The 26,258-nt window shown below is 62.7% G+C and carries 26 protein-coding genes and 1 pseudogene; 13 read left to right on the top strand and 14 right to left on the bottom strand.

Annotated features, from left to right (window positions below; translation table 11 throughout):
* Positions 1-58 precede the first annotated feature (58 nt).
* The 9 genes from GJT30_04605 to GJT30_04645 form a co-directional block, all read right to left on the bottom strand.
* A complete protein-coding gene (locus GJT30_04605; GenBank protein MSM38889.1) occupies positions 59-352 on the bottom strand; it encodes a septum formation initiator family protein in 294 nt (97 codons plus the stop codon).
* Between the two features lie 12 nt (positions 353-364).
* Positions 365-1,306 (bottom strand): NAD-dependent epimerase/dehydratase family protein, encoded by a 942-nt coding sequence (locus tag GJT30_04610; GenBank protein MSM38890.1) that lies wholly within the window; start codon positions 1,304-1,306, stop codon positions 365-367.
* A 3-nt stretch (positions 1,307-1,309) separates the two neighbouring features.
* A complete protein-coding gene (locus tag GJT30_04615; protein MSM38891.1) occupies positions 1,310-2,668 on the bottom strand; it encodes a nucleotide sugar dehydrogenase in 1,359 nt (452 codons plus the stop codon).
* A 69-nt stretch (positions 2,669-2,737) separates the two neighbouring features.
* Positions 2,738-3,559, bottom strand: a complete 822-nt coding sequence (rsmA, locus tag GJT30_04620; GenBank protein MSM38892.1) for a 16S rRNA (adenine(1518)-N(6)/adenine(1519)-N(6))-dimethyltransferase RsmA — start codon at positions 3,557-3,559, stop codon at positions 2,738-2,740.
* Entirely contained in the window at positions 3,556-4,590 is a 1,035-nt protein-coding gene (tsaD, locus tag GJT30_04625; GenBank protein ID MSM38893.1) for a tRNA (adenosine(37)-N6)-threonylcarbamoyltransferase complex transferase subunit TsaD, read from the bottom strand. The genes rsmA and tsaD overlap by 4 nt, the downstream gene beginning before the upstream one ends.
* Positions 4,591-4,966: 376 nt before the next feature.
* The gene (locus GJT30_04630) at positions 4,967-6,286 is read right to left on the bottom strand and encodes an AAA family ATPase (protein MSM38894.1); all 1,320 of its coding nucleotides are present in this window, start codon (positions 6,284-6,286) and stop codon (positions 4,967-4,969) included.
* Positions 6,287-6,305: 19 nt separating this feature from the next.
* Positions 6,306-6,578: a hypothetical protein gene (locus tag GJT30_04635; protein ID MSM38895.1), complete on the bottom strand. Its 273-nt coding sequence runs from the start codon at positions 6,576-6,578 to the stop codon at positions 6,306-6,308.
* Positions 6,566-7,723, bottom strand: a complete 1,158-nt coding sequence (locus GJT30_04640; GenBank protein MSM38896.1) for an aminotransferase class V-fold PLP-dependent enzyme — start codon at positions 7,721-7,723, stop codon at positions 6,566-6,568. Before GJT30_04640 ends, GJT30_04635 begins: the two co-directional genes overlap by 13 nt.
* A gap of 47 nt (positions 7,724-7,770) precedes the next feature.
* Complete coding sequence (locus GJT30_04645; GenBank protein ID MSM38897.1) at positions 7,771-9,150, bottom strand: hypothetical protein; 1,380 nt, start codon at positions 9,148-9,150, stop codon at positions 7,771-7,773.
* Between the two features lie 384 nt (positions 9,151-9,534).
* Between GJT30_04645 and GJT30_04650 the strand changes: the two genes are divergently transcribed.
* The 4 genes from GJT30_04650 (at position 9,535) to GJT30_04665 (ending at position 13,031) form a co-directional block, all read left to right on the top strand.
* Positions 9,535-11,778: a vitamin B12-dependent ribonucleotide reductase gene (locus GJT30_04650; protein MSM38898.1), complete on the top strand. Its 2,244-nt coding sequence runs from the start codon at positions 9,535-9,537 to the stop codon at positions 11,776-11,778.
* Between the two features lie 98 nt (positions 11,779-11,876).
* Positions 11,877-12,059 carry an SPOR domain-containing protein gene (locus GJT30_04655; protein MSM38899.1) on the top strand — a complete coding sequence of 61 codons (183 nt, stop codon included), beginning with the start codon at positions 11,877-11,879 and terminating at the stop codon, positions 12,057-12,059.
* Positions 12,056-12,682 (top strand): CAP domain-containing protein, encoded by a 627-nt coding sequence (locus GJT30_04660; GenBank protein ID MSM38900.1) that lies wholly within the window; start codon positions 12,056-12,058, stop codon positions 12,680-12,682. The genes GJT30_04655 and GJT30_04660 overlap by 4 nt, the downstream gene beginning before the upstream one ends.
* 139 nt (positions 12,683-12,821) lie before the next feature.
* Complete coding sequence (locus tag GJT30_04665; GenBank protein MSM38901.1) at positions 12,822-13,031, top strand: hypothetical protein; 210 nt, start codon at positions 12,822-12,824, stop codon at positions 13,029-13,031.
* A gap of 344 nt (positions 13,032-13,375) precedes the next feature.
* Here GJT30_04665 and GJT30_04670 read toward each other — a convergent pair.
* Positions 13,376-14,323, bottom strand: a pseudogene (locus GJT30_04670) (hypothetical protein).
* 257 nt (positions 14,324-14,580) lie between these two features.
* Between GJT30_04670 and GJT30_04675 the strand changes: the two are divergent.
* From GJT30_04675 to recQ, 3 genes are all read left to right on the top strand, one after another.
* Positions 14,581-15,339 carry a TSUP family transporter gene (locus GJT30_04675; protein ID MSM38902.1) on the top strand — a complete coding sequence of 253 codons (759 nt, stop codon included), beginning with the start codon at positions 14,581-14,583 and terminating at the stop codon, positions 15,337-15,339.
* Between the two features lie 68 nt (positions 15,340-15,407).
* Positions 15,408-15,662, top strand: coding sequence for a DUF3862 domain-containing protein (locus GJT30_04680; protein MSM38903.1), 255 nt, complete (start codon positions 15,408-15,410; stop codon positions 15,660-15,662).
* A gap of 10 nt (positions 15,663-15,672) precedes the next feature.
* On the top strand, positions 15,673-17,469 hold the full coding sequence (gene recQ / locus GJT30_04685) for a DNA helicase RecQ (GenBank protein MSM38904.1): 1,797 nt from the start codon (positions 15,673-15,675) through the stop codon (positions 17,467-17,469).
* Positions 17,470-17,499: 30 nt separating this feature from the next.
* On the opposite strand, the gene GJT30_04690 is transcribed toward recQ, so the two are convergent.
* Positions 17,500-19,476, bottom strand: a complete 1,977-nt coding sequence (locus GJT30_04690) for a sodium:proton exchanger (GenBank protein ID MSM38905.1) — start codon at positions 19,474-19,476, stop codon at positions 17,500-17,502.
* A 58-nt stretch (positions 19,477-19,534) separates the two neighbouring features.
* Positions 19,535-19,897, bottom strand: coding sequence for a phage holin family protein (locus GJT30_04695; protein MSM38906.1), 363 nt, complete (start codon positions 19,895-19,897; stop codon positions 19,535-19,537).
* A gap of 410 nt (positions 19,898-20,307) precedes the next feature.
* On the opposite strand from GJT30_04695, the gene GJT30_04700 reads away from it, so the two are divergent.
* The 3 genes from GJT30_04700 to GJT30_04710 are packed head-to-tail and all read left to right on the top strand — an operon-like array spanning position 20,308 to position 22,081.
* Positions 20,308-20,805, top strand: coding sequence for a DUF3124 domain-containing protein (locus GJT30_04700; GenBank protein ID MSM38907.1), 498 nt, complete (start codon positions 20,308-20,310; stop codon positions 20,803-20,805).
* Positions 20,802-21,386, top strand: a complete 585-nt coding sequence (locus tag GJT30_04705; protein MSM38908.1) for a DNA-3-methyladenine glycosylase I — start codon at positions 20,802-20,804, stop codon at positions 21,384-21,386. The genes GJT30_04700 and GJT30_04705 overlap by 4 nt, the downstream gene beginning before the upstream one ends.
* A 44-nt stretch (positions 21,387-21,430) precedes the next feature.
* Positions 21,431-22,081 carry a hypothetical protein gene (locus GJT30_04710; protein MSM38909.1) on the top strand — a complete coding sequence of 217 codons (651 nt, stop codon included), beginning with the start codon at positions 21,431-21,433 and terminating at the stop codon, positions 22,079-22,081.
* 86 nt (positions 22,082-22,167) lie between these two features.
* Here GJT30_04710 and GJT30_04715 read toward each other — a convergent pair whose 3' ends face one another.
* The gene (locus GJT30_04715; protein ID MSM38910.1) at positions 22,168-22,581 is read right to left on the bottom strand and encodes a quinol oxidase; all 414 of its coding nucleotides are present in this window, start codon (positions 22,579-22,581) and stop codon (positions 22,168-22,170) included.
* A 241-nt stretch (positions 22,582-22,822) separates the two neighbouring features.
* On the opposite strand from GJT30_04715, the gene GJT30_04720 reads away from it, so the two are divergent.
* Positions 22,823-23,434, top strand: coding sequence for a hypothetical protein (locus GJT30_04720; GenBank protein ID MSM38911.1), 612 nt, complete (start codon positions 22,823-22,825; stop codon positions 23,432-23,434).
* Between the two features lie 224 nt (positions 23,435-23,658).
* Here the strand turns inward: GJT30_04720 and GJT30_04725 are convergent, their stop codons facing one another.
* Complete coding sequence (locus GJT30_04725; protein MSM38912.1) at positions 23,659-24,111, bottom strand: peptidylprolyl isomerase; 453 nt, start codon at positions 24,109-24,111, stop codon at positions 23,659-23,661.
* 231 nt (positions 24,112-24,342) lie between these two features.
* Between GJT30_04725 and GJT30_04730 the strand changes: the two genes are divergently transcribed.
* Complete coding sequence (locus tag GJT30_04730; protein ID MSM38913.1) at positions 24,343-25,452, top strand: DUF4339 domain-containing protein; 1,110 nt, start codon at positions 24,343-24,345, stop codon at positions 25,450-25,452.
* 42 nt (positions 25,453-25,494) lie between these two features.
* Entirely contained in the window at positions 25,495-26,190 is a 696-nt protein-coding gene (locus GJT30_04735) for a hypothetical protein (GenBank protein MSM38914.1), read from the top strand.
* The last annotated feature ends 68 nt before the right edge of the window (positions 26,191-26,258 follow it).

The following is a 26,258-nucleotide window of genomic DNA, read 5'->3' on the forward strand; positions in this document are numbered from 1 at the left end:
CGCGCCGGGGTCCGGACAGAGGGTTGCGACGCGGCAACTGCCGGGCCTCTCTGGCGCTTTATGGTCTCCGTGCCGACGAAACGGCATGGAACTGGTAGATGGTCTCGTTCGGCCGCACCAGACCGAAATCCTTGCGGGCAATGCTCTCCAGGTAGCGACGATCGGTCTTCAGCGCCTCGATCTCGCGCTTGAGCCGCTCGTTTTCCTGCGTTAATGCATCGCTTCGCTGCTGCAACTCCTGTTTTTCGCGATTGAGCGCAGAGATTCTGAGCAGTCCGCGCTCCCCGAAGATCGTGGAAAAGAGGATGAGGAGGATGACCGCTGCGGGGATGAGGTAAAGCCGCTTGTTCATCATTCCCACCCGTTATGACTGCGAGATACCCAGCAGCGCGGAAAAATAACCTATGGTTTCCCTTAAACCCTGTTCCACCGGGACTTTGGGTGCCCAGCCCAGCTTCTCCCCGGCCAACCGGATGTCGGGCTGGCGTTGCTTCGGGTCATCGGCTGGCAGCGGCTTGAAGACGATGCGGGAGCGGGACCCGGTCAGGGCGATGATCCGCTCGGCAAACTCCAGGATGGTGGTCTCGGCCGGGTTTCCCAGGTTGACCGGCCCGTTGAACCCGTCGCACGCCATCATCCGGATCAGGCCATCCACCAGGTCGGAAACGTAGCAGAAGGAGCGGGTCTGCTGCCCCTCGCCGTAGACCGTGATATCCTCCCCCTTGAGCGCCTGGACAATGAAATTGGAGACGACCCGGCCGTCGTTGACCGCCATCCGCGGGCCATAGGTATTGAAGATCCGGACGATGCGGATATCAACGCCGTTCTGCCGGTGGTAGTCCATCATCAGCGTCTCGGCCACCCGCTTCCCCTCGTCGTAACAGCTCCTGATGCCGATGGGGTTCACGTTCCCCCAGTATTCCTCGGGCTGGGGGTGAACCTGGGGATCGCCGTAGACCTCCGAGGTCGATGCCTGGAGGATGCGCGCCCTGACCCGCTTGGCAAGCCCGAGCATATTGATGGTCCCCATGACGCTGGTCTTGATGGTCTTGACCGGATTGTACTGGTAGTGGATGGGGGACGCCGGGCAGGCTAGGTTGAAGACCCGGTCCACCTCCAAGAGGATCGGCTCGATGATGTCGTGGCGGACGAGCTCGAACCGGTGGTCGTCCATAAGGCGCATGATGTTCTGCTTGGTACCGGTAAAAAAGTTGTCGAGACAGACGACCTCGTGACCATCGTCAAGAAGCCGTTCGCAGAGGTGAGAGCCTATGAACCCCGCCCCGCCGGTTACCAGTACCCGCATGGCCTATTTCCCCCCTGCTGCGATCCCGGCGCCGTTGCGGCCAAGCGGCACATAGCGGAATCCCGCCGACTGCATCCGGTCCGGTTTGTAGAGATTACGGCCATCCACGATGAGCGGTTCCTTCAGATCGGCCTTGATCCGGTCGAAGTCGGGGTTGCGGTATTCGTTCCAGTCGGTGATGATCACCAGGGCATCGGCACCGGCCAGGATATCGTACTGGTTGTGGCTGTAGACGATCCGGTCGCCGAAGGCCTTGGCCGCCTCTTTCAGCGCCTCGGGATCGTGGGCACGCACCGTGGCGCCGGCTGCCAGCAGGTTCTCGATGATGGTGATGGACGGGGCCTCGCGCATGTCGTCGGTGCGCGGCTTGAAGGAGAGCCCCCAGCAGGCCACGGTCCGGCCGGCAAGCGGCTTCTGGGCACCGGCATTTCCGAGCAGGTCGAGCACCTTGGTAGAGAGGACCTGCTTCTGCAGTTCGTTCACCTCCTCGACCGATTTGAGCAGGAGGAAGTCGTAGTCGCACTCCTCTGCCGTGCGGATCAGCGCCTTCACATCCTTGGGGAAGCAGGAACCGCCATAGCCGGGGCCGGGGAAGAGAAAGTCGTAGCCGATCCGCGAATCGGAGCCGATCCCTTCACGCACCGCGGCCACATCCGCCCCCATCCGCTCGCAGAGCAGGGCGATCTGGTTCATGAAGGAGATCCGGGTCGCCAGCATGGCATTGGCAGCGTACTTGGTCATCTCGGCGCTCCGGATGTCCATGATGATCATCCGGTTGTTCTTCCGCATGAACGGCTCATAGAGCTCCTTCATGATCTCGGCGGTCCGGACGTTGTCGGTGCCGATCACCACCCGGTCGGGCTTCATGAAGTCGTCGATGGCCGCCCCCTCCTTGAGGAACTCGGGGTTGGAGACCACGTCGAATTCAAGCGGGAGCCCCCGCGCGTCCAGCTCCTGCTGCAGGGCGGCACGCACCTTGTCGGCGGTCCCGACCGGCACCGTAGACTTGTCGACCACGATCTTGTAGCTCTCCATGTGGCGGCCGATATCGCGGGCAACAGCCTGCACGTACTGGAGATCGGCAGAGCCGTCCTCGCCCGGCGGCGTTCCCACGGCAATGAAATTGATCAGCGAGCTCTTCACGGCAAGGGGGATGTCGGTGGTAAAGGAGAGCCTCCCTTCGGCCTGGTTGCGCAGCACCAGTTCCTTGAGCCCCGGCTCGTAGATCGGTATCACGCCCTGCTTGAGGCTTTCGATCTTGGCCTGGTCCACATCGACGGTAATGACCGTGTTGCCGCTCTCGGCAAAGCAGGCAGCCGCCACCAGTCCAACGTAACCGGCGCCAAAAACGCAGATTTTCATGAAAACCTCCGGGTTAATTTCGATAAACGGTTATTTATAGCATAACAGATGCTGTTGATACCACTTTTTTCAGGCAAGCCCCGCCGTGGCCAGTCGATTGGCCAGCCGCGCAAACTCCTCCAGGGAAAGGGTTTCCCCCCGGCGGACCGGGTCGATGCCGCACGCTGCCAGGAGCTCGCGCAAGCCCTCGTCGGTGGGGACGAACGCGCCCCCTTTCAGGCAGTTCCAGAGCGTCTTGCGACGCTGCCCGAACGAGGCCTTCACTACCCGGCGGAACAGCGCCTCGTCCGAGAGAGGGAAACGGGGCGCCTCCAGCGGCACGAAGGAGAGCACCATGGAGTCGACCTTGGGGGGCGGGAAAAAGGCGCCGGGGCGAACGATGCATTCGCGGCGCACCATGAAGAACATGGGGAAGAGGACCGACAGGATGCCGTACTCCTTGCCGCCGGGCGTGGCCAGAAGCCGCTCCCCCACCTCGCGTTGCAGCATCAGCACCATCCGGGAAAAGAGCCGCCGCTCGTCGAGAAACTTGAAGAGCACCTGGGACGAGATGTTGTAGGGGAGGTTGGCCGCCACCTTCCACGTCCCGCCCCCCCTCTCGGCAAAGAGGGCGGTCACGTCGAGGCGCAGGATATCGGACTGGAGCACCTCCACCGACGGCCGGTCCGCGAATTCAGCGGTCAGAAGCGGCACCAGCTGGCGGTCGAGCTCAACCGCCAGGACCGCAGCGGCCCGCTCTGCCAGAAGCCGGGTGAGCGCACCCCGGCCCGGACCGACCTCCAGGACGCGATCGTCGGGAGCAAGGTCGACCGCAGCCACGATCCGGCCCAGCACCCCCTGGTCCACGAGGAAGTTCTGGCCAAGGGCCTTTTTCGGCCGGGGGAGCTTCATAGCCCTGCCGCTGCCAGCTCGCGGGTTATCCGGTCGAGGGGCCATGAAGGCAGGGCATCCAGGTCGCGGCCGCCGGCCAGGCCGCGGCTGAGGTAGTAATCGCCCGGCACTGCCACCATGGCCGCGTTATCGGCACAGAGCGCCGGCCTGGGGATATGGAGAGCAACCCCCCGCTGCCCGGCCAGGCGCTCCATGGCACCGCGCAGGCCACTGTTGCAGGCGACACCGCCGGCAACCACCAGGCGCTGGATGCCGGTCTGCTCCAGTGCCAGGGCGGTCTTCCCCACCAGCACGTCGCAGACTGCGGCCTGGAACGAGGCGCACAGGTCGTTCAGCTCTTGGCCGCTCTTCGCCTCCGGGTTCTTCTGCAGCCAGGTAAGCACGGAGGTCTTCAGACCGCTGAAGCTGAAATTGCAGCTACCGTCATGGAGGAGCGGCCGGGGAAAGCGGATGGCAGCGGGATCGCCTGAGGACGCAAGCCCGTCGATCACCGCACCGCCGGGATAGGGAAGCCCCACCAGCTTCGCCACCTTGTCGAAGGCCTCGCCAGCGGCATCGTCCTGGGTCTGGCCCAGTGTCGCATAGGAACCGATGCCGTCCACCCGGTAGAGATGGGTGTGGCCGCCGGAGACCGCCAGGGCGAGATAGGGGAACGCCACCTCCTGTTCCAGGAACGGGGCCAGCAGATGGGACTCGATGTGGTTGACCCCGGCCACCGGGATACCCCGGCCGACAGCGATACCGCGGGCAGCGGCGATCCCCACCAGGAGCGCCCCGACCAGGCCGGGCCCACGGGTAACCGCCACCCCCTGGATGGCGTCGATACCGACGCCGGCGCTCTTCAGCGCCTCCTCCACCACCGGCACGATACTCTCAAGGTGCTTGCGGGAAGCGATCTCCGGCACCACGCCGCCGTACTCGGCATGCACCTGCACCTGGGAAGCGACGATGCTGGAAAGGATGGTGCGGCCGTCGCGCACCACCGCTGCCGCGGTCTCGTCGCAGGATGTCTCGATTGCCAATACGAGCATGCTTTCACTCTCACGTCGAAATAGTTCGGGGCGCATAAACACGCCCCGAGACCACTACCCGGAAACGGTTCTTTTTCGCCCTGGCGGTGTCAATCTTCGGGATTCCTTGTGCGGCGTAGCGTGGCTCAAGCCTCCGCGCAATCCCTTGATTTCCTTGCCAGGACAAAAAATCCCTCGTTTCTGATCTGGAAACCGGCAGTACCTCATCCGGTGTTTCCGGATGAACACTACCAGCGTCAGCAGGAACGCGATTTTTGTTCGAGATCAAGGCTGTCGAGCGATCCGGCGGAGGCGTGGTACCCTCAGGGCATAAACAGCGCCACGCCGCACAACGGACCGCGAAGACTTACGCAGATATCGGACAAAGGGCGCGTTCCTAAAGGAGATTGGCGGCGAGTTCTGCCAGCGCCGACCGCTCCCCCTTATTCATGATAATATGCCCCGAGATCGTCTGCTCCTTGAAGCGCTCCACCACGTAGGTCAGGCCGTTGCTGGAGGCGTCCACGTAGGGGTTGTCGATCTGGTACGGGTCGCCGGTGAGGACGATCTTGGTCCCCTCCCCTGCCCGAGTGATGATGGTCTTGATCTCGTGGGGGGTGAGGTTCTGGGCCTCGTCGACGATCATGTACTGGTTCGGGATGGAACGGCCCCGGATATAGGTGAGCGGCTCGATGTCCAGGATGCCCATGGCCATCAGCTCTTTGTACCCCTTGCTGTGGCGCTTCTCCGCCTCGTGGCCGGATAGGAGCAGTTCCACGTTGTCGAAGATTGGCTGCATCCAGGGGGTGAGCTTCTCCTCGATGTCGCCGGGGAGGAAACCGAGATCGCGCCCCATGGGAAAGACCGGTCGGGAAACCAACAGCCGGTTGTAGACATTCTCCTCGGCCACCTTGTGCAGGCCTGCGGCAATGGCCAGCAGGGTCTTGCCGGTGCCCGCCTTCCCCACCAGGGTGACCAGCTTGATAGTGTCGTCCAGGAGCGCATCGAGGGCGAAGAACTGCTCGCGGTTGCGCGGCTGGATGCTCCAGACCCCGTCCTTGCCGATCTTGCGGATCGGTATCAGCCGGCGCTGGGCAGAATCGTAACGGCAGATGGCGCTGTGGGAGGGGTTCACCTGGTCCTTGAGGGTGACGTACTCGTTGGGGAGCATCTCCAAGTCGGTATCCGAGAAACCCTGGCCGTGCAGACGGTCGATGACCACCGGCTCCACCTCGATCTCGCTGAAGCCCGGATAGAGTTCCTCGATGTCGACCTTGTCCGATTCGTAGTCCTCGGCCTTGAGCCCCAGGGCATCGGCCTTGATCCGGAGGTTGGTATCCTTGGTGACCAGGATGACCGGGCCGCGCTTGTCCTTTTCCTGGAAATCCACGGCCACGGCCAGGATACGGTTGTCGCCCCGGTCTTCGCGCAGCTCAGGCGGCAGGCGCTTCATCACCTTCTCTTCGTAGATCTCCACCCGGAGCAGGCCGCCGGTCTCAAGACGCACCCCGGCCGACAGGGAGCCGACCTTGCGCAACTGGTCGAGCAGCCGCGAGATGTGCCGGGCGTTGCGACCGGTCTCGTTCATGTCCTTCTTGAACCGGTCGATCTCCTCGATCACCGTGATCGGGATGATGATGTCGTTTTCCTGGAACTTGGAAAGAGCCTGGGGGTCGTAGAGGAGGACGTTCGTATCGAGTATGAATGTCTTCATGATTTCGGTTCCCGTGTTCTTGTCATTTTTCAACATAGGTGGTCTTGAGTTCCTTTCCCTTTGACACAATCTTGACGAAATAGGCCTTCTTGTTTTTATCGATCCCTTCCACCACCACCTCTCCCTCCTGGTTGATGACGGCCAGGATGCTGTCGGGCGATTCCTTGATAGTGAAAAGGGAGAAAATGTTGGTCTTGAACAGGTCCTGACGGGTAAAGGGACGTTCGGGCGGCAGCGAACAGCCGGCAACCAGTACCATGAGCAGCAGTCCTGCCACGCATCTCAGTCGTTGCATATCCTCCCCCTGGTGATGCTCCGAAGAGCGGTGATGAAGGTATCGATCTCCGCGTCAGTGGTAAAATAGCCGGGGCTCACCCTGACCGTGCCCGCGGGAAAGGTGCCGATGGTCCGATGGGCGGCAGGAGCGCAGTGGAGGCCGGTCCGGACCGCAATATCATATTCCTGGTCGAGGAGGAATCCCACGTGCCCGGGGTCCATGCCGTCCACGGTAAACGAGACCACGCTCCCCCTGAGTTTCAGCGGTTCGGGTCCGCAGAGCCGGACTGACGGCATCTCCTGCAGCCCGGCACAAAGCCGGTTCACCAGGCGCTCCTCATGGCGGGCAATCGCGGCAACCCCTGTCGAAGCGACAAACGAGACGCCGGCAAGGAGCCCCGCGATGGCCGGGGTATTGAGGGTGCCGCTCTCGAAGCGCTCCGGCAGGTCTGCGGGCTGGTCCTCCCCGGTGGAAGCGGTGCCGGTCCCCCCCACCATGAGCGGATCGAGGTCGATGCCGTCGGCGATATAGAGAAACCCGGTCCCTGGCGGGCCGTAGAGCCCTTTGTGGCCCGGTGCCGCCAGGAGGTCGATGGACATGGCGCCCACGTCGATCGGGATGCAGCCGACGCTCTGGGCCGCGTCCACCAGCATCAGCGCCCCGCGCTTGCGGGCCAGCGCACCGATCTCCGCAACCGGCTGGATCGTGCCGGTCACGTTCGAGCAGTGGGACAGGGCCACCAGCCTGGTCGGCGCAGCCAGCGCCGCGGCAATCTCCGCACTGTCGACCCTGCCCGTCCGATCAGCAGGGACGAAGACGATCTCCACCCCCCGCCGCGCGGCCAGATGGAGGGGGCGGGCCAGGGAGTTGTGCTCCATGGTGGTGGTAACCACGCGATCGCCCGGCTTGAGCAGTCCCAAAACGGCCAGGTTGAGCGCCTCGGTGGCATTCTGGGTAAAGACGATCCGGCTTGAATCAGGGATGGCAAACAGGTCGGCCAGTGCCTCCCGCGCCTCCAGGACCAGCCGGGCCGCTGCAAGGCCGCGACGGTGACTGCCACGGCCGGGGCTGACACCGACATCCCGCAGTGCATGCTCTACTGCGGTATAGACCGTTTCTGGCTTGGGGAATGAGGTAGCTGCGTTATCCAGGTAGATCGACATTGCTCAAACAGTATCATGCACCCCTACCCTTGGCAACCGCTTTCAGGTCAGAAACCGAACTGGGGACGCAGGGTAAGGGGAGGCTGATAGAGGACCCCGCCGCCAGCACCCCCCAGTATGCGAATCCGCTCGGGTATGCGGCTCGGCTCCGTCTCTCCCCACCAGTTCCCCATGGCGAACAGGTCGGCAGCCCCTTCATATTCCAGGTCGTGGCTGTTGTTGGCCGCCAGCACGTTGCCCCAGAGCACGTTCCCCCCCTCAACGATCCGGAGGCCAACCCCGCTGTTCTGGGAAATATCGTTGCCGTTGACCCGCAGGCGGCTTCCCACCAGGTGCAGCCCTGCTTCGCGGTTGTTGAGGAAGCGGCAGTAGGAGATCGCCCCGTCGCAGCCGTTCAGCCGCATGCCGGTGCCGTTGACCGTGAAGCTGCTGCCGGAGGCCTGCAACCGGGTATTGTCGGCCGTGAGCGCGGTCTTATCGTTACCATAGAGCGTCGCACTGGCAAGATAGAGAGAGCCGCCGCTCACCACCATCCCCTGGCGGTTGCTGGAGATGCTCGTGTCACGCAGTTCGAGCTCGCTCTCCACCGCGCGCACCCCCACGCTGCAGCCGCTCACCCCGCTTCCGGCAATGCCGGCAAAGGCATCCCTGAAGGAGAGGCCGGTCTCGCACGATGCCAGGGTCAAGGAGTGCAGGGTCACCTGGGCAAACAGTGCCTGCAGGCCGTTGACGGCCCCCTCGATACGGCACTCCTCCATGACGTTCTTCTTGTCGCTGGCCAGGAGCACGATCCCCTGCCAGTCACCTGCTGCGGAATTCCGAAAGGCAGAAGCGAACAGGATCGGCTGATCGCTGTTCCCCGCCGCCACCAGCCGTCCCTGCACCAGCAGGCCACCCTTCCCCCCCTCTGCGGAGACGAAGCGGACCGTGGTGCCAGCCTCCACCCGCAGGGTCACCTGCGGCGGAACCGTCACCCATCCCTCGACCTGCACCAGCCCCCGCCAGACCGTATCCTCGGCAAGGGTGGCATTGTGGTAGGAAAAATCCGGTTTTTCTACAAGGGCGCTGGTTCGGTCGCCGGCCGGGGCTATCCCGGACTGCTCCCGTGCGGGGAGCGGCGCCAGCTGGACCGGCGGGGCAACGGGAGCAGCGTCGGTTGCCGGCGCAGGGGGCGGCGGCACCGGAGCGGCAGGCAAAGAGACAGCGGATGGAACAGCCTGCGCGGCAGGCGCTACTGCCCGGTCATTGGCCGGGTCCACCGTCGCTTTGGCCGGCACCGGCGCTGGCTGCGGCCGCACTCCGCTCAGGAAATCCAGGCTGCAGGCCGTCAGGCTCAACGCTGTACAAGCAACAAGGAAACGTTTCAACCAGCACTTCGTCATGGTCACCTTCCGCGGCAGCGCCTCTGCCATCTCCTTCTGTCGCAATCCGAGCCTCGCCGGCGGTCATGCGACCGCCGTAGAAAAGCTGTGTGGTTGTAGCACAAAATCCGTTCCTTGTAAATCAGCTACCCCGGAGCAGAACCTCTCTAGTTTCCGTCCGGAAAGGGTTCTTTTCCGCCCTGGCGGCGTCAATCTGCGAGATTGCTTGCCAGAACGTAAAATTCCTCCTTTCCGATTCGGAAACCAATAGTTTCTCATCCGGAGTTTCCGGATGGAAACTATCTATTCGCCAGTTTGCCAAACGAATCAAGCGGTTAGATTTTTTCCCGGCTACCCCCTTGACACGCCATAGATGTTGTGGTTAATTGCTTTGCGTGCCACTAAATATTGTGGCAACCTACCAAACCGACAGCAAGGAGATCAACACCCATGGCAAAGGCACAACCGGCTACCAAGAGCATCGCAACCATCCCCGGCCTCTCCCCGAACGCTCGCACCGTCCTGGAAAAGCGCTACCTGAAGCGCGACAAGGACGGCAAGCCGCTGGAAGGGCCGGTGGACATGTTCCGCAGGGTAGCCGACACCATTGCCTCAGCCGACAGGGTTTTCGACAAGAAGGCCGACGTAAGCGCCTTAAGCGACGCCTTCTACCACGTCATGACCGGTTTCGAGTTCCTCCCCAACTCGCCGACCCTGATGAACGCCGGCCGGGAACTGGGCCAGCTCTCCGCCTGCTTCGTCCTGCCGGTGGGGGACTCCATGGAAGAGATCTTCGAGGCGGTCAAGCATACCGCCCTGATCCACAAGTCGGGGGGCGGCACCGGCTTCTCCTTCTCGCGCCTGCGGCCGGCCAATGACGTGGTCATGTCCACCACCGGCATCTCCAGCGGCCCCCTCTCCTTCATGCGGGTCTTCGACATCGCCACCGAGACCATCAAGCAGGGGGGGACCCGGCGCGGGGCCAACATGGCCATCCTGCGGGTCGACCACCCGGATATCACCAACTTCATCATGTGCAAGGCCGACCAGAAACAGCTCAACAACTTCAACATCTCCGTCGGCCTCACCGAGGAGTTCATGCAGGCGGTGGACGCGGACCGCGACTTCACCCTAATCAACCCCCGCGACGGCAAGCCGGCCGGCACCCTCAACGCCCGCAAGGTCTTCCACCGCATCGTCAAGCAGGCCTGGGAAAACGGCGAGCCGGGCATCATCTTCCTCGACCGCCTGAACCGCGACAACCCCACCCCGCTCCTGGGGGAGATCGAATCCACCAACCCCTGCGGCGAACAGCCGCTCCTTCCCTACGAATCGTGCAACCTCGGTTCCATCAACCTGGGCAAGATGGTGAAGAATGGCGAGGTCGACTGGCAGCGGCTCAAAGAGGTAGTCACCCTGGCGGTCCACTTCCTGGACAACGTCATCGAGGTGAACAACTACCCGCTGCCGCAGATCGACGAGATGACCCGGGGCAACCGGAAGATCGGTCTCGGCGTCATGGGATGGGCCGACATGCTGATCATGCTCGGCATCCCCTACTGCTCCGACCAGGCGATCAAGCTCGGTGAAAAGGTGATGCAGTTCATCAACGACGAGGGGCATGCCGCCTCCCGCGCCCTGGCCGTCACCCGCGGCCCCTTCCCCAACTTCAAGGGCTCCATCTACGACAAGCCGGGCAAAGAGCCGATCCGCAACGCCACGGTCACCACTATCGCACCCACCGGGACCATCTCCATCATCGGTAATGCCTCAAGCGGCGTGGAACCGCTCTTTGCCGTCTCCTTCATCCGCAACGTCCTGGACAACACCAGGATGATCGAGGTCAACCCGTTGTTCGAAGAGGTGGCCAGGAAGCGCGGCTTCTACTCACAGGAGCTGATGGAGCGGATCGCCGAGCACGGCACCGTTCACGACATCGCCGAGATACCCGAAGACGTGCGCCAGGTCTTTGTCACCGCCCACGACATCACCCCCGACTTCCACATCCGGATGCAGGCCGCTTTCCAGAAGCATACCGACAACGCGGTCTCCAAGACGGTCAACTTCCCCAACACCGCCACCATGGACGACGTGGAACAGGTCTACCGCCTCGCCTACCAGACCGGCTGCAAAGGGGTCACCATCTACCGCGACGGCTCCCGCGACGAGCAGGTCCTTTCCACCGGCAAGAAAGAGGAGAAGGGATCGGCGGCACCGACTGTAGAAGAGAAGCACGTCTTCAAGCGGGAGCGCCCCAAGGCGCTCAAGGGATGGACCTACCAGATGCAGACCGGCTGCGGGCCGCTCTACGTGACGGTCAACGAGGACAAGGCCGGCCTGTTCGAGCTGTTCACCACCATGGGCAAGGCGGGCGGCTGCGCAGCCTCCCAGGCCGAAGCCATGGGTCGCCTGGTCTCCCTTGCCTGGCGGAGCGGGGTCCAGGCGCGCCAAGTCATCAAGCAGCTGATGGGGATCTCCTGCCACTGCCCGTCGGGCTTCGGCGAAAACAAGATCACCTCCTGCGCCGACGCCGTGGCCAAGGCGATCCAGGCCCACATGGCAGCCTCCGGCATGGACACCGGCCTGGAGATAAAAATCCCCGAACGGGGCGCCTGCCCCGAGTGCGGCGGCACGGTCGAGCACGAAGGTGGCTGCGCGGTCTGCCGCTCCTGCGGCTACAGCGAATGCGCGTAACCGTGTAACGAGGTGTGATCAGAGGGCCCGCAGAGATGCGGGCCTTTTTTCTGTGTTACCCGGCAGAAATGCACCGATCCGAGGAGAACAAAGAACCCATGACCGTTGATCTCTGGCGCCAGGACGATAACGGCAACCGTTTCCTGGTCGGCACCTTTCATGACCGGGCCGTTGCCGAGGCGCGGCTGGCCGACCTGACGCGCAGCCCTCACAAGCAGACCTACTGGATCACGGAACAGCCGGACAACACCCAAAGACAAGACCCCGGAGGCACAACATGATCCGCTACCTGCTCACCACCCTCTTCCTGCTGTCGCTCCTGCTGCCCGCCGTAACCACGCAGGCCGGGGAACCTTCCACCAGGGAGGTCCTTGCCGAAATCAACCTGGCTCGCACCAACCCCAAGGCCTATGCCGGGTTTCTGCGCCAGTTCCGCAGCCAGTTCCAGGGAAAGAGCTACCGCCTTCCCGATTCGCGCACTCTGGTGATGACTACCGAGGGGGTCAGGGCAGTGGACGAGGCGATCCGTTTCCTGAACCGGCAGAAGCCGCTTCACCCGCTCTCCTGGTCGGACGGCCTGGCCGAGGCAGCGGCCGATCTGGCTGAGGAGCAGGCAGCAAGCGGCACGGTCGGTCACGACGGCAGGAAGAGCGGCAACATGCGGGAGCGGATCGAGCGGCACGGGGAGTGGCAGGGTGAGATCGCCGAGAACATCGGCTACGGCCCGGCCGAGGCACGGGCCATGGTGCTGCAGCTGATCGTCGATGATGGCGTCCCGGACCGGGGGCACCGCACAAACATCTATCGGCGCGCCATTTCCGTTGCCGGCATTGCCTGCGGCCCCCACCCGACCTTTGGCACGATGTGCGTCATCGACTTTGCCGGCGGCTTCACCGGCAACTGAACCTGCCCCGCGACCTGCACCAGGCAGGCATCCGGCATCTCCCAGGAGCGATCTGTGCTATAATGAAGTCATCAGGGAAAGAGACGGGGAGCGGGTGACAGGCGGAATATAGATCCGCTCCCGGATGGAGGTGAAGACCATGACACGGTTTTACGATGCACGAAACGAGTACGATCTCGAATCGGTTGTCGAACTGCTCGACATGAGTGGTGTCGAATATTCGTTCAATGCAAACAGCGGGGAACGCGATGTCACAGAAATTATGGTAGCGGAGGAAGACCTGCCCTATGCCGAAGAGGTGCTCTATCTGTCGTCACGACGGATCTTCTGCTCCCTTCCCCATGGCTAGTGAGATCCCCGAGGGGAGCGGACGCGACGCGATAGGCCACACAACAGAACACCGGGCGCACTTCAATGCACCCGGTGTTTGTGTTTCTGCTGCAGCATCAGCATCAGCCCGTATCAGCGCCGTTCCCGACGCCCGCCGCCGTCGCCGCCGCCCGGTGCCTGGAATCCACCACCGCCTCCCTGGAAGCCGCCGCCGCTGGGCATCGGAGAGAAGGATCGCCGTTCAAAATTTGACCCGCCACCCCGCTGTCCCTGGAACCCTCCGCTCTCGCTCCCCCGGAATGCCCCGCCGCTGGGCAGAGGCGCAATCGAACGTTGTTCGATGGGAGCCTGCCGCTCGACACGCGGAGCCGGGATCACACCGCTCCGGGGCGTCGGCGTTACGGTCCGTCGTTCAACGGTCCCGGTCACGGAACTGCCGCTTCGCCGCGGCGCGGTCCCCACGGCCGTTCCCCGCTGCACTGCGGGAGTTCTCCCCCCTCGCGGTTCGTTGAAGATCCGGCGCGAGCTTTGCGGCACGCCGGTGGAGAGGTAATCACGCCGGTGGGGCGCGCCGATGCCGGCATAGGTCCGTCCCCGGTAGCGCTCGATCGGGTCGACCCTTATTACCCGGTTCTTCCTGACATCCCGGTAATGATTGGAGACCACCACCACCCGCCTGTCCAGGTAAACCACCCGGTGGAAATCGCGCAGGACGAAGAAGCCGGGGTACCAGAAATCGTACCACCAGAATGGATAGGGTACCCAGGTGTAGAGATAGTAGTAGTCAGGCGGCGGGCAGTAATAGGTGACAACCGGCGGCCCCTCGGAAGTATAGGTGGTGGTAACCATGGCCGGATTCGGATAGTTCTCGCAACTGACCGGCTTGTCGACTGCCGGTTCGCCGCTGTAGACCCTGACCCTGAGCCCCATGGCGACCAGCGTGTCATCATACTGCTTCAGAGCATCTTCCGCTGCCATCGACAGACGATCTGCGTCTGCAGCAGCGGCTACCGAGTTTCTGACCTCGGCAACGATATCCGGGGTCACCGGATAATCGGCAATCCAGCCGTTGCGCGGCGCAATGCCGAGATCGCCGAGAATGCTCTCCGCCTCGATCTCGTCCTCGGTACTCCCCACGGCCAGGGCGAATACCAGTTTGACCGCCAGGGTCCCTTCATTGACCAGGGGCTGACTGACCGGCGGCGGATTCGATGTGGGCTCTTCGGTCTGCGCCATGGCCACCAGTGGCATAAGCGCCAGCATCAGAGCGACGAGACAGACACCAACTCTTCGTAATGACAGCCTTATCATGATCTCACCCTCTCCTTTCCCCATAGAGCCGCACCACGTGATCCATTAACTCGAAAATCGTCAATCTTGCGCTCAACTCCTGCATATATAATACTGCTCGGAGAGGAAAAAACATAGTGGCGAGATACGGCCGGCAGGCAGCCGCAAAGACCGGAAGAGTGAAACCAAACGTTGCGTTACGCAGGCGCCTCGTTTATGCTGCGGTCTGCAGGATCAAGTGTCGATACCGGGACAGGTATCGATTGAAGGATACCGGGATGATCAGCGGCTTCGACTATCTCCTCATTGGGCTGGCAGCAGTGGTTGGCGGAGCAGTGAATGCCCTGGCCGGCGGTGGCACGCTCATCACCTTTCCCATGCTCACGGCCGTGGGAATCCCGGCGGTGGCAGCCAACGTGACCAACACGGTGGCGCTCTGCCCCGGTTACCTGGGGGCGACCTTTGCCCAGGCAAAAGACCTGGCCGGACAACGGCACCGACTCTGGCTGCTCATGCCGGCAAGCATCCTCGGCGGCATCTGCGGCGGCATCCTGCTGCTCAAGACCGGCGAACAGCAGTTTCGCAGCATGGTCCCCTACCTGATCCTCTTTGCTGCCCTGCTGCTGGCCGGCCAGGACCGGGTCCGCGCCTGGCTGCAAAAGCGGGCCGGCCTGGCCGGGGTGAGCCACGAATCCCTCTCCCCGCTGCTGGTCTTTCCCGCAGCGGTCTATGGCGGTTATTTCGGCGCCGGGGTGAGCGTCATCGTGCTGGCGGTGCTGGGGCTGGCCGTGGAGGACTCCCTGACGCGGCTCAATGCCCTGAAACAGGCCATTGCCTTCTGCATCAACATAGCGGCAGCCGTCTTTTTCCTCTTTTCCGGCAAGGTGGTCTGGCCGGTGGCAATGGTGATGGCGGTTGGCGCCCTGGCAGGCGGCACGCTGGGGGGACGCCTGGCCGGGCGGGTGCAGCCTCTTACCCTGCGCCGGGTCGTCGTAGCCGTCGGCATTGTCGTCGCCCTGATCTACTTTATCCGCTAAACGGTTCCATCACGCCGGAAAGCCGCCACGGCTGACGGCCATATCCAATCCAAGAGAGAAGACAGACCATGAAAAGACTCCTTATCTCCCTCATCCTGGCCGCAACTATCCTCGGCGGCTGCAGCAAGCTGACCATGGAAAACTATTCCAAGCTGAAGATGGGGCTCACCTACGAGGCGGTAGTGAAGATCCTGGGCAAGCCCGACAACTGCTCGGAGGCGCTCTTCATGCGGAGCTGCGTCTGGGGCAACGACACCAGAAACATCTCCGTCAATTTCGTCGGCAACAAGGTGGTGCTCTTCACCAGCAAGAACATCAGGTAACCCGGCTCCCATGACCACGCCACGCCAGACCCTGAAGACCGTCTTCGGCTACGATTCCTTCCGCCCGCACCAGGAGGAGATCGTCGACCGGCTGATCCGCGGGGAGAACGCCTTTGTCCTGATGCCGACCGGCGGCGGCAAGTCGCTCTGCTACCAGATCCCGGCCCTGCACCGCCCCGGCGTCGGCATCATCGTCTCCCCGCTGATCTCGCTGATGAAGGACCAGGTGGACGCCCTCGTGGCCAACGGCGTCGCCGCGGCCTGCTACAACTCCACCCTTGCCGAGAGCGAGGCACGGCAGGTGCTGGCGCGGCTGCACAACGGCCAACTCAAGCTGCTCTATGTGGCGCCGGAGCGGCTGATGAGCGATGCCTTCCTGGAGCGGCTGCAGGAAGTGCAGATCGCCCTCTTCGCCATCGACGAGGCCCACTGCGTCTCCCAGTGGGGGCATGATTTCCGGCCCGAATACGTGCAGCTCGGCCGACTGCGGAGCCTCTTCCCCGAGGTGCCGCTGATCGCCCTCACCGCCACCGCCGACCCCCAGACCAGGACCGACATCATCGAACGGCTGCGGCTGTCGGCAGCCACCTGCCACGTGGCGGGGTTCGACCGCCCCAACATCCGCTACACCGTGGTGGCGAAGCAGAAGGCGCCCCAGCAGCTCCTCGCCTTCCTCAAGGAGCGGCCCAAGGAGGCGGGGATCGTCTATGCCCTTTCCCGCAAGCGGGTGGAGGAGGTGGCGGCCCGCCTCTCGGCCGCCGGCATCGAGGCAGCACCCTACCATGCCGGCCTGCCCGACCGGGAACGAAGCCGGGTCCAGGAGGCGTTCCAGCGCGACGATCTCCGGGTGGTGGTGGCAACGGTCGCCTTCGGCATGGGGATCGACAAGCCGAACGTCCGCTTCGTCGTCCATTACGACCTGCCCAAGAACATCGAGAGCTATTACCAGGAAACCGGCAGGGCCGGCCGGGACGGGCTCCCTGCCGAGGCGCTCCTGCTCTTCGGTTACGGCGACATTGCCGTCAGCCGGGCGCTGATCGAATCGGGGCGCAACCTTGAGCAGAACCGGATCGAGCTGCACAAGCTGAACGCCATGGTCGGCTTTGCCGAGGCGCTCACCTGCCGGCGGCGGGTGCTGCTCGGCTATTTCGGCGAACAGCTCATGGAGGAGTGCGGCAACTGCGATATCTGCCTGTCGCCGCCGGAGCGGTACGACGCCACCGAGGAGGCGCAAAAGGCGCTCTCCTGCGTCTTCCGGGTGGGGCAGCGTTTCGGCATGGGGCACGTGATCGACGTCCTGCGCGGCTCCCAGAACCAACGGATCCAGGCGCTCGGCCACGACCGGCTCTCCACCTTCGGCATCGGCCGCGCCATCTCCCACGACTCCTGGGGAAGCCTGATGCGCCAGCTGATCCACCTGGGCTACCTGGAGCAGGACATGGGGAACTTCTCGGTGCTGAAACTGACCAGTCGCGCCCGGCCGCTGCTCAAGGGGGAAGAGCGGCTGGTCCTGGCCAGGCCGCGGCTCAGGCCGGCAACGGCAAAGAAAGAGGCGAAGAGGGGACGGCGGGAAGGGATGACCTGCGACGAGGGGCTGTTCGAGGCGTTGCGCGTGCTGCGGAAGCAACTGGCGGACGAGCAGCAGGTGCCGCCGTTCGTGGTCTTCGGCGATGCCACGCTCATCGAGATGGCTGCCCGCAAACCTGCGGACGCGGAGGAGATGGCGACCATCAGCGGCGTAGGCTCCCACAAGCTGGGGCGCTACGGGCCGGCATTCCTGCGGGCAATCAGGGAGTACACCGGCTGAGCGGGACCGTCACCGTGGCGGACCGCACCCTCACCCCCCGAACAGCCGCCTGGCCGCGGCCAGCTGCTCCGGAGTCCCGAGCAGCAGGACCAGGTCGTCCCGTTGCAGTTCCCAGACCGGATCGGGGTTCGGCACCACCTCGTCCCCCCTCCTGATCGCCAGGACCGTCGCCCCTGAGCGCGCCCTGATGGTCCCCTCCCGCAGCCCCTCTCCTTCCAGAACTGCCCCCTTCTGCACCCGGAAGGTGCCAATCTCCGCGCCGGCAAGGTAGCCGCTGATCCCGACGGCATGGCTGTGCCGCCGGCTCATGGAGCGGAGCATTTCGTAGCCGTCCCGCCGCACCTCGGCGATGCAGTGCTCGATCTGGTCGGAAGGGACCAGGAAGGTACGCAGGACACGGGAGAGGATCTCCACCGAGGTCTCGAACTCCTCCGGGATCACCTCGTTGACCCCCAGCTTGTAGAGCGGCTCCACCTCCAGGAGATAGCGGGTCCGGACGATGATGTGGATGGTCGGGTTCAACTGCCGGGCCAGGGCCGCTATCCGCCGGCTGGCCGCGGCATCGGAGATGGCGACGACAATGATGCGGGCATCAGCGACCCGGGCATGGCTCAGGATCTCCTGCCGCGAGGCGTCGCCAAAGATGATCCGCTCCCCCCGCTTCTTCTCCCCCTTGACCGTGTAGGGGTTGGTCTCGATGATGGCATGGGGGATCTGCAGGTGCTTCAGCACCTTTGACAGGTTCCTGCCGTTGACGCCAAAGCCGACGACGATGACGTGGTCGGAAATCTCCAGCGGCTTCTCGGTCCTGGCCAGCCTCCCCCGCCCCCGGCTGAAGGATGCGGGGAGCCTGCCGCTGACGGTCTCCGCCAGCCAGGGGGCGACCTTCATGCAGAGCGGGGTGAGCCCCATGGTGGCGATGGAGCCAGCAAGGAATACCTGGTAGAGCTCCCGGTCGAGCAGCCCGTGGCTGAGGCCGGTCTGGGCCAGGACAAAGGAGAATTCGCCGATCTGGGCCAGAGAGAGGCCGGCCACCAGGGCGATACGTAGCGGCACCCCCTGCACGAATACCGCGCCGGTGGTAATCCCCCCTTTCAAAAGGATGATGGCCAGGACCAGGCAGGCGATGGCAACCGGATACTTCAGCAGGATAGCCGGGTCGAGCAGCATGCCGACCGAGATGAAAAAGAGGCTCATGAAGGCGTCGCGGAACGGGATGATGTCGCTTAAGGCCTGGTGGCTGTATTCCGACTCGGAGATGGCCAGCCCGGCGATGAAGGCGCCGAGCGCCAGCGACAGACCGGCCTTGGCCGTAAGCCAGGCCATGCCGAGGCCGATGAAGAGGATGGTCAGGATGAAGAGTTCGCTGCTGCGAGCTTTGACCACCTGCTTGAAGATCCAGGGGACCAGGAAGCGGGCGCTGTAGTGGGCGATGAGCACCACCGCCACCGCCTTGGCGCAGATCAGCAGCACCCCCTGCACCCCTTGACCGGCACCGGCCAGAAGCGGCGTGAAGAGTACCAGCGGCACCACGCAGAGATCCTGGAAGATCAGGATGGCAAGGGCGATCTTCCCCTGGGGGGTATCCATCTCCCCGGCTTCCATCAACAGCTTCATCAGGATCGCCGTGCTGGAGAGCGCCACCAGGAAGCCGAAGAACACCGCCTGATTGCCGGCAAGGGGGATGAGCAGGGCGCTGGCGGCAACCAGCAGGATGGTTGCCCCCATCTGCAGGCCGCCCCCCCAGAGCACCAGGTGCTTGATCCGCATCAGCTCCTTGAGGGAAAACTCGATGCCGATGGTGAAGAGGAGCAGCACCACGCCGATCTCGGCCATCTGCTCCACATTGTGGGTCTCTTTGATGAAGCCGAGAGTATAGGGACCGGCAACGATCCCGGTAACCAGGAACCCGATAATGGAGGGAAACTTCAGCCGCCGGAAGATGACCACCGTCACCAGGGCCAGGCCGAAGAGGATTTCCAGTTCCTGTAACGCCTCGTATGCCATTACGGACTACCGTTTCGTGAATGATCGGGGAGGGAAAGCCCCCCTTCGACAGGATGGGTCATCTCACGTCCCGGCCGATGAAGAGATTGAGGAAGAAGCTGACCAGGCTGAAGACCAGCGCCGCCAAGAAGGCATAGCCGAAACCGGCGACATGGAGCCCTTCCACCAGCCAGGCGGCGAGATAGAAGAGAAACCCGTTGATGACCAGGGTGAAGAGCCCCAGGGTTACCATGGTCACGGGAAGGGTGAGAAAGATCAGCACCGGCCGGAGAAAGGCATTGAGCAGACCGAGAACCAGCGCAGCCACAAAGACGGTCTGCCAGTTGTCGACGTCGACGCCCGAGACCACCTGGACGACCACGAGCAGCGCCGTACTGTTGACGACCCATTTCACCAGGAATTGTTTCACATCTGCCTCCATCGTCTGCCAAAACAGGTTGTTGAAAACGAAGTTTCAGCGCAGCTAAAAACAGCCATCTCGCCGCCGTCCTCGAAAAGCCGCCTTGTGCGGCGTAGCGCTGTTTATGCCCTGTGGGTACTACGCCTCCGCGGGGCTTTCTGCGGGTGCGACGATCTGACTGCTTTTGAACAACCTGAGTGTTTCAATAGCTTGCTAAAGGAATCCCGTTCACGTACAACCTTACCACAACAATCGCCCCCTCGCCACGGACAAGAGCTGCTCCTGCCGGCCAACGGCATCGCCAGAGGTCGGGGATGCCCCATCCTGCAGCTCTCCGGAAGCAACGACAGGTGACCGGTCAACTTTCCCCCTTGACGCGGACCCGTTCCTCTGCCACAAATACCGGTATTACCATTTTGCGGAGGAACGAGATGGGCTTTCGACCAGGTTTGACCCTTTCCGTTGTCGTAGCGCTCTGGCTGCTGCTGACGCCGCTCTTGTCCGGGACCTCCCTGGCATCGTCCCCCCAGCAGCTCTCCAAGGGGCAGACGGTCTATGTGCCGGTCTATTCCAACGTCTTTTCTGGACCGAAGGCCCTCCCCTTCCACCTGGCAACCACCCTGAGCATCCGGAGCACGGAGATGTCGCAGCCGTTCACCGTTACCGCCATCGACTATTACGATACCAACGGCAAGCTGGTGCGCAGGCACCTGGCCAAGCCCCAGGTCGTGAACCCCCTTGCCACGATCTACGTCCATCTCGACGAAAAGGACACTGCCGGCGGATTCGGCGCCAACTTCATCGTCAGCTGGCAGGCCGGCAGGACCATCAATGCCCCGATCATCGAATGCGTGATGATCGGCGCTACCTCGGGCCAGGGGATCTCCTTTGTCAGCCCCGGCCAGGTGATCCGCGAGGAGATCCGATGAACGAACCGTGCCGCTGCCCCTGGGTCGATTCTACCAAGCCGGACTATGTCGCCTACCATGATGAGGAGTGGGGGGTGCCAGTCCGCGACGACCGGCTGATGTTCGAGTTTCTCACCCTGGAAGCGGCCCAGGCCGGGCTTTCGTGGTACACGATCCTGCGCCGCCGCGACGGATACCGCCAGGCCTTTGCCGGTTTCGACCCGGAGATCGTGGCCCGCTTCGACCAGGCGCGGATCGACGCGCTCATCGCCGATTCGTCGATCATCCGCAATCGCGCCAAGATCCATGCAGCAGTTGCCAATGCCCGTGCTTTCCTCAAGGTACAGGAAGAGTTCGGCAGCTTCTGCGCCTATATCTGGCGCTTCGTGGACGGCCAACCCCTGGTGAGCGAGCGGCGCACCCTGGCCGACTATCCGACCACCTCGGCAGAGGCAGTGGCACTTTCCCGTGATCTGGGCAGCCGCGGCTTCGCCTTTGTCGGCCCGACCATCTGCTATGCCCACATGCAGGCCACCGGCCTCGTCAACGACCACACCGTCGACTGCTTCCGCCGCCAGGAGATCATCGACGGCTACCGCTGAAGGGAACAGTCCCAACTTGCCAGCACCGGAAACCCTGAATCCCCATGACCGAGACCAGCCGCGAAAAACTCTATGCCCGGGCAAACCTCCTCGCCCTTTTCACCATCGCCTACAACATCTGCGAAGGGGCGGTATCGGTCTGGTTCGGCGCTAGCGACGAGACCCTGGCCCTGTTCGGCTTCGGCATCGACTCCTTTGTGGAGGTGATCTCCGGCATCGCGGTATGGCACATGCTCCGCCGCCTCAAGGCCCATGGCGAAGCGAATCGCGACGCCTTCGAGCGGCAGGCGCTTCGGATCACCGGCAGCGCCTTCTATTTCCTGACCGCTGGCCTGGTCATCACGGCCCTGGTCAATATCCAGCAGCAGCACCGGCCTGAAACCACCTTCTGGGGGGTGATCGTGGCCCTGGTCTCCATCTCGTTCATGTGGCTCCTGATCCGGCAGAAGACCGTTGTCGGGAAGGCGCTCAACTCCTCGGCGATCCTTGCCGACGCGGCCTGCTCCAGGGCCTGCCTCTACCTCTCCGTTGCCCTGCTCGCCGCCAGCCTGGGGTTCGAGTTGACCGGCATCGGCAGCCTCGATGCCGTCGGCGCGCTCCTGATCGCCTGGCTCTCCGCCAGGGAGGGGAAAGAGTCCTTTGCCAAGGCAAAGGGGCTTTCGTGCGGCTGCTCCTGCAGCTGCTCCGGCACCTGAGGTTGTTCAACAATCTGCCATAAACCACGAAAAAAGGGGCCGTGCGCGGCCCCTTCCTCTACTCACCCGACGGTTGTGCCTTCCCCCTATTCCACCACCTCCAGCTCGCCCTCCATCCCCTTTTCCCGGTGGCTGGCGAAAAAGAGCAGCTTCTTGCTGCAGTACATGGGGTAGATACCGGTCTTGGTGGGGGTGAACCTGATCGTCTTCGGTTCGGAGGAGAGGCTCTCCTCCACCTCGATCCCTGCCTCGGGCGCCTTAATGACAAAGTTGTGGGGGACGATCCCCGATTCCTTTCGCACCTTCAGCTCCACCGGCACGTTCACCTTGACAATCACATGGTCAGGGTCGAAGAAGTACCCCCCGCCCAGGATCTCGACCCGTTGAACACCGTCGGCATCGATGGTTGCGGTAACGGTCTTTTTCGCCTCTCTGGCAGTGGCGATGCCGAAGATCCCGCATATCGCAACAAGCAGCAGTCCCGTAACGATCCTTTTCATGGTCTTACCTCCTTGTCGGCTGACTTCCTGATACTAAGATGTATCACTGCAGCCGCCATATGCAAGACGTGAAGGCCGGCCCCGGAATTACGCGTTGACAACCCATGACCGGCCACGTAGAACGGTAAATACAACCAAATACCTTTCGTGCCCGGCACAGACGGACCGCAACTGCAACGTCGCATGGACTCGGTGTGAAGCCCCGGTTGGCAATGAAGCTCACTATACACCAGGAGTCCCCATGAACCCGCAGATCGACGACCTGCTCGCCAGGATCAGGGCACTTGAAGAGGAACTCGAAGCCGAATTCAGGAAAAAGCGGGAAGAGTTCTTCTTCACCATCGAGAAAAAGCGGGTCCAGTTCGCCGAAGAGGTGATCCGCCAGCATCGCCGCTTCAAAGTGGGGCTTTTCCGCTACCTGGCCGAATCCCGGCCGCTGGTCATCCTGACCGCTCCGGTCATCTACTCAGGATTCGTCCCCTTCCTCCTGCTCGACCTGTTCATCACCCTCTACCAGCGGGTCTGCTTCCCGATCTACGGCATCCCCACGGTAAAGCGGGGGGACTACCTGGTCTTCGACCGCGAGGACCTCCCCTATCTCAACATCGTGGAGAAGTTCAACTGCTTCTTCTGCTCCTACGGCAACGGGCTGGCCGCCTATTTTCGCGAGGTGGCGGCGCGCACCGAACAGTACTGGTGCCCCATCAAGCATGCACGGCGGATCCGCGGCCACCACGACCGCTACCCCCGCTTCTTCGAGTACGGCGATGCCGAGAGCTACAGCAAAGGGCTGGAGCGGCTGCGCAAGGAATACGAAAAGGTTGAAAAGAAGGCAGCCGGCCCGCCCGGCTGAACAAAAAAAAACGGCAGCCAGGGGCCGCCGTCGTAAAAGTATGTTCGTGGATGTTTTCTATCAGGTTGTCGAAAACTCAGGTTGTTCAAAAACGGTCAGATCGTCGCACCCGCAGAAAGCCCCGCGGAGGCTTGAGCCACGCTACGCCGCACAAGGTGGCTTTTCGAGGACGGCGGCGAGATGGCTGTTTTTAGCTGCGCTGAAACTTCGTTTTCAACAATCTGCTAGACGATCTCGATCAGCTTGATATCGAAGGTAAGATCCCGACCAGCCAGGGGATGGTTGGCATCCAGGGTCACTTCGGTGTCGGACACCGCAGTGATCAGTACCGGGAAGGTCTCGCCATCCTCGCGGGTCACCTCAAGCTGGCCCCCCACCTCCGGATTGATCCCGGCTGGCAGCCGGCTCCGCTCCACCACGCCGACCATCTCATCCATGCGGGGGCCATAGGCGTCATCCACCGGGATCTTGACCTGCTTGCTCTCGCCCAGTTCCATGCCGACAACCGCTGCCTCGAATCCGGGGATCACCTGACCTTCGCCTATGGTGAACTCCAGGGGACCGGAAGAACAGCCGCATCCATCGTCGGTGCATTCCGAAGAATCGAACACCTCTCCGTCGTCAAGCATACCGGTGTAATGAACCCGAACCGTATCCCCCTGCTTTGCCTGTGCCATCGTCCATGGCTCCTTTCTGTTCAGACGGATGTCAGCAGATCCATCCGCGAGAGTGAACTGCGCACCGGGCACTCTAGCAGAGTGGCGCCGGAATTGCCATGGAAAAGGTTTCCATACTTTACGGCGTCCACGCTCAACATAAATGTCCACCTTCCGATAAGAACTACTGTTCCGGATCACATTTCTGAAATACGTCAGAGCAGCAACAATCATCCGGCAGGGGGAATCGCCATGACTTTGTGGGAAAAGGCCAAAGCGGAATTTCTCGACATCATCGAATGGACCGACGATTCAAGCGACACCATGGTCTGGCGGTTCCCGAGGTACGACAATGAGATCAAGCAGGGCGCCCAGCTGGTGGTCAGGCAGGCGCAGGTCGCCGTTTTCGTCAACAAGGGGGAGATCGCCGACCTGTTCGCGTCCGGCCAGCATCGGCTAACCACCGACAACCTGCCGGTCCTCTCCACCCTGATGGGGTGGAAATACGGGTTCCACAGCCCCTTCAAAGCCGAGGTCTATTTCGTCAACACCCGGAATTTCACCAACCTGAAGTGGGGGACGAAAAACCCCGTCACCCTGCGCGACCCCGAATTCGGGCCGATACGGCTGCGGGCATACGGCACCTATGTCATCCGAGTGAACGACCCGGCAAAATTCATCAAAGAGATCGTTGGGACCGGCGGCCACTTCACCGTGGAGGAGGTTGCCGAGCAGTTGAAGAACCTAATCGTGACCAGGTTCTCGGACATGCTGGCGGAAAGCGGCATCCCGGTGCTCGATCTGGCTGCCAGCTACAACGAGCTCTCCACCTTCCTGACCGGGAAGATCGCCCCGGAATTCCAGGAGTACGGCATCGAGGTGACCAAGCTCCTGGTCGAGAACATCGCCTTGCCGCCGGAGGTCGAGGCTGCCCTGGACAAGAAGAGCAGCATGGGGATCATCGGCAACCTGGACAATTTCCTCAAATTCCAGAGCGCGCAGGCCCTGGAGGCGGCGGCGCAGAATCCGGGGGGCGATGCTGCGGCAGGGGTCGGGATGGGGATCGGCTTTGCCATGGCAAACCAGCTGGGGAAGATGGTGATGAATCCGCAGGAACCACAGCCCGCCCCCCTTTCCCCGCCACCGCTCCCCCAGGAGGAGACGAGCCGGTACTTTGTGGGGAAAAACGGCAAAAAGGCCGGCCCTTTCGACAAGGATGCGATCATCGGCTACATCCGGAAAGGGGCCATCACCAGGGAGACGCTGATGTGGAAGCAGGGGATGGAGCAGTGGATCGCGGCCGGACAGTTCGGCGAATTTGCCGTAGTGCTGCAGGAAACGCCCCCCCCTTTGCCGAAATGATGACGATGCACTGGGACAGATCCCCCCTTCAGAGGAGACACTGTGGCTAACTGCACCAACTGTTCGGCACCGCTGCCGTCAAACTCCATTCTCTGCAACTATTGCGGCAGCAGGAACGACATCGACCTGAAAGGGGTCCATTACTATACGACCCACGCTGCCGAATCGGAACGGATCTGCCCACGGTGCGCCATCACCCTCAAAACCATCGACCTGAAGATCGGCGGCAGGTTCCTGATTGAACGGTGCGACCAATGCCTGGGGCTCTTTTTCGACCCCGGCGAGCTGGAGGCGGTGCTCCAGGCAAGCGTCGCCAATGTCTTCACCATCGACCGGGGCCGGCTGGAGAGCCTCAACGCCACCAAGAGATCCGGGGACTACGGCGTCAGCTACATCAAGTGCCCGGTCTGCGCCACGATCATGAACCGCGTCAACTTCGGGGCAAAGAGCGGGGTCATTGTCGACCGCTGCAAGGAGCACGGGATCTGGCTCGACGGCGGCGAACTCAGGCACCTGTGCGAATGGACGAAGGCGGGTGGCAAGCTCCTGGAACAGGAGCGGCAGGAACGGCTCGACCAGGAGCGGGAACGGGAGGAACGGCGGCGCAAGGCCCCATCCGCTGCCGGTTCCGGCGATGCGACGGAGATCGACGGCTTTGGTGAGATCCTGCAGAGCCGGGAGCCCGATCTGTTCGACATCGTGGTAAAGGTGGCCAGATTTTTCAACACAAAGGTGTAACGACTCCCCCTCTTTTCATCCGCCGGCCGCAGCTGATACCCGCCTCATTCAGCCTGCAATTTAGGCAG

The organism is Geobacter sp., from assembly GCA_009684525.1.
GTDB lineage: Bacteria > Desulfobacterota > Desulfuromonadia > Geobacterales > DSM-12255 > Geoanaerobacter.

What these genes read in the sequence shown, in the direction of transcription:
- GJT30_04650 (MSM38898.1), top strand. Translation starts at nt 9,535, where the DNA reads ATGGCAAAGGCACAACCGGCTACCAAGAGCATCGCAACCATCCCCGGC.
- GJT30_04695 (MSM38906.1), bottom strand. Translation starts at nt 19,897, where the DNA reads ATGGAGGCAGATGTGAAACAATTCCTGGTGAAATGGGTCGTCAACAGT.
- GJT30_04615 (MSM38891.1), bottom strand. Translation starts at nt 2,668, where the DNA reads ATGAAAATCTGCGTTTTTGGCGCCGGTTACGTTGGACTGGTGGCGGCT.
- GJT30_04710 (MSM38909.1), top strand. Translation starts at nt 21,431, where the DNA reads ATGACCGAGACCAGCCGCGAAAAACTCTATGCCCGGGCAAACCTCCTC.
- GJT30_04705 (MSM38908.1), top strand. Translation starts at nt 20,802, where the DNA reads ATGAACGAACCGTGCCGCTGCCCCTGGGTCGATTCTACCAAGCCGGAC.
- GJT30_04725 (MSM38912.1), bottom strand. Translation starts at nt 24,111, where the DNA reads ATGGCACAGGCAAAGCAGGGGGATACGGTTCGGGTTCATTACACCGGT.
- GJT30_04720 (MSM38911.1), top strand. Translation starts at nt 22,823, where the DNA reads ATGAACCCGCAGATCGACGACCTGCTCGCCAGGATCAGGGCACTTGAA.
- GJT30_04605 (MSM38889.1), bottom strand. Translation starts at nt 352, where the DNA reads ATGAACAAGCGGCTTTACCTCATCCCCGCAGCGGTCATCCTCCTCATC.
- GJT30_04635 (MSM38895.1), bottom strand. Translation starts at nt 6,578, where the DNA reads ATGCAACGACTGAGATGCGTGGCAGGACTGCTGCTCATGGTACTGGTT.
- rsmA (MSM38892.1), bottom strand. Translation starts at nt 3,559, where the DNA reads ATGAAGCTCCCCCGGCCGAAAAAGGCCCTTGGCCAGAACTTCCTCGTG.
- GJT30_04700 (MSM38907.1), top strand. Translation starts at nt 20,308, where the DNA reads ATGGGCTTTCGACCAGGTTTGACCCTTTCCGTTGTCGTAGCGCTCTGG.
- GJT30_04675 (MSM38902.1), top strand. Translation starts at nt 14,581, where the DNA reads ATGATCAGCGGCTTCGACTATCTCCTCATTGGGCTGGCAGCAGTGGTT.
- GJT30_04660 (MSM38900.1), top strand. Translation starts at nt 12,056, where the DNA reads ATGATCCGCTACCTGCTCACCACCCTCTTCCTGCTGTCGCTCCTGCTG.
- GJT30_04730 (MSM38913.1), top strand. Translation starts at nt 24,343, where the DNA reads ATGACTTTGTGGGAAAAGGCCAAAGCGGAATTTCTCGACATCATCGAA.
- GJT30_04655 (MSM38899.1), top strand. Translation starts at nt 11,877, where the DNA reads ATGACCGTTGATCTCTGGCGCCAGGACGATAACGGCAACCGTTTCCTG.
- GJT30_04680 (MSM38903.1), top strand. Translation starts at nt 15,408, where the DNA reads ATGAAAAGACTCCTTATCTCCCTCATCCTGGCCGCAACTATCCTCGGC.
- GJT30_04665 (MSM38901.1), top strand. Translation starts at nt 12,822, where the DNA reads ATGACACGGTTTTACGATGCACGAAACGAGTACGATCTCGAATCGGTT.
- recQ (MSM38904.1), top strand. Translation starts at nt 15,673, where the DNA reads ATGACCACGCCACGCCAGACCCTGAAGACCGTCTTCGGCTACGATTCC.
- GJT30_04715 (MSM38910.1), bottom strand. Translation starts at nt 22,581, where the DNA reads ATGAAAAGGATCGTTACGGGACTGCTGCTTGTTGCGATATGCGGGATC.
- tsaD (MSM38893.1), bottom strand. Translation starts at nt 4,590, where the DNA reads ATGCTCGTATTGGCAATCGAGACATCCTGCGACGAGACCGCGGCAGCG.
- GJT30_04610 (MSM38890.1), bottom strand. Translation starts at nt 1,306, where the DNA reads ATGCGGGTACTGGTAACCGGCGGGGCGGGGTTCATAGGCTCTCACCTC.
- GJT30_04690 (MSM38905.1), bottom strand. Translation starts at nt 19,476, where the DNA reads ATGGCATACGAGGCGTTACAGGAACTGGAAATCCTCTTCGGCCTGGCC.
- GJT30_04640 (MSM38896.1), bottom strand. Translation starts at nt 7,723, where the DNA reads ATGTCGATCTACCTGGATAACGCAGCTACCTCATTCCCCAAGCCAGAA.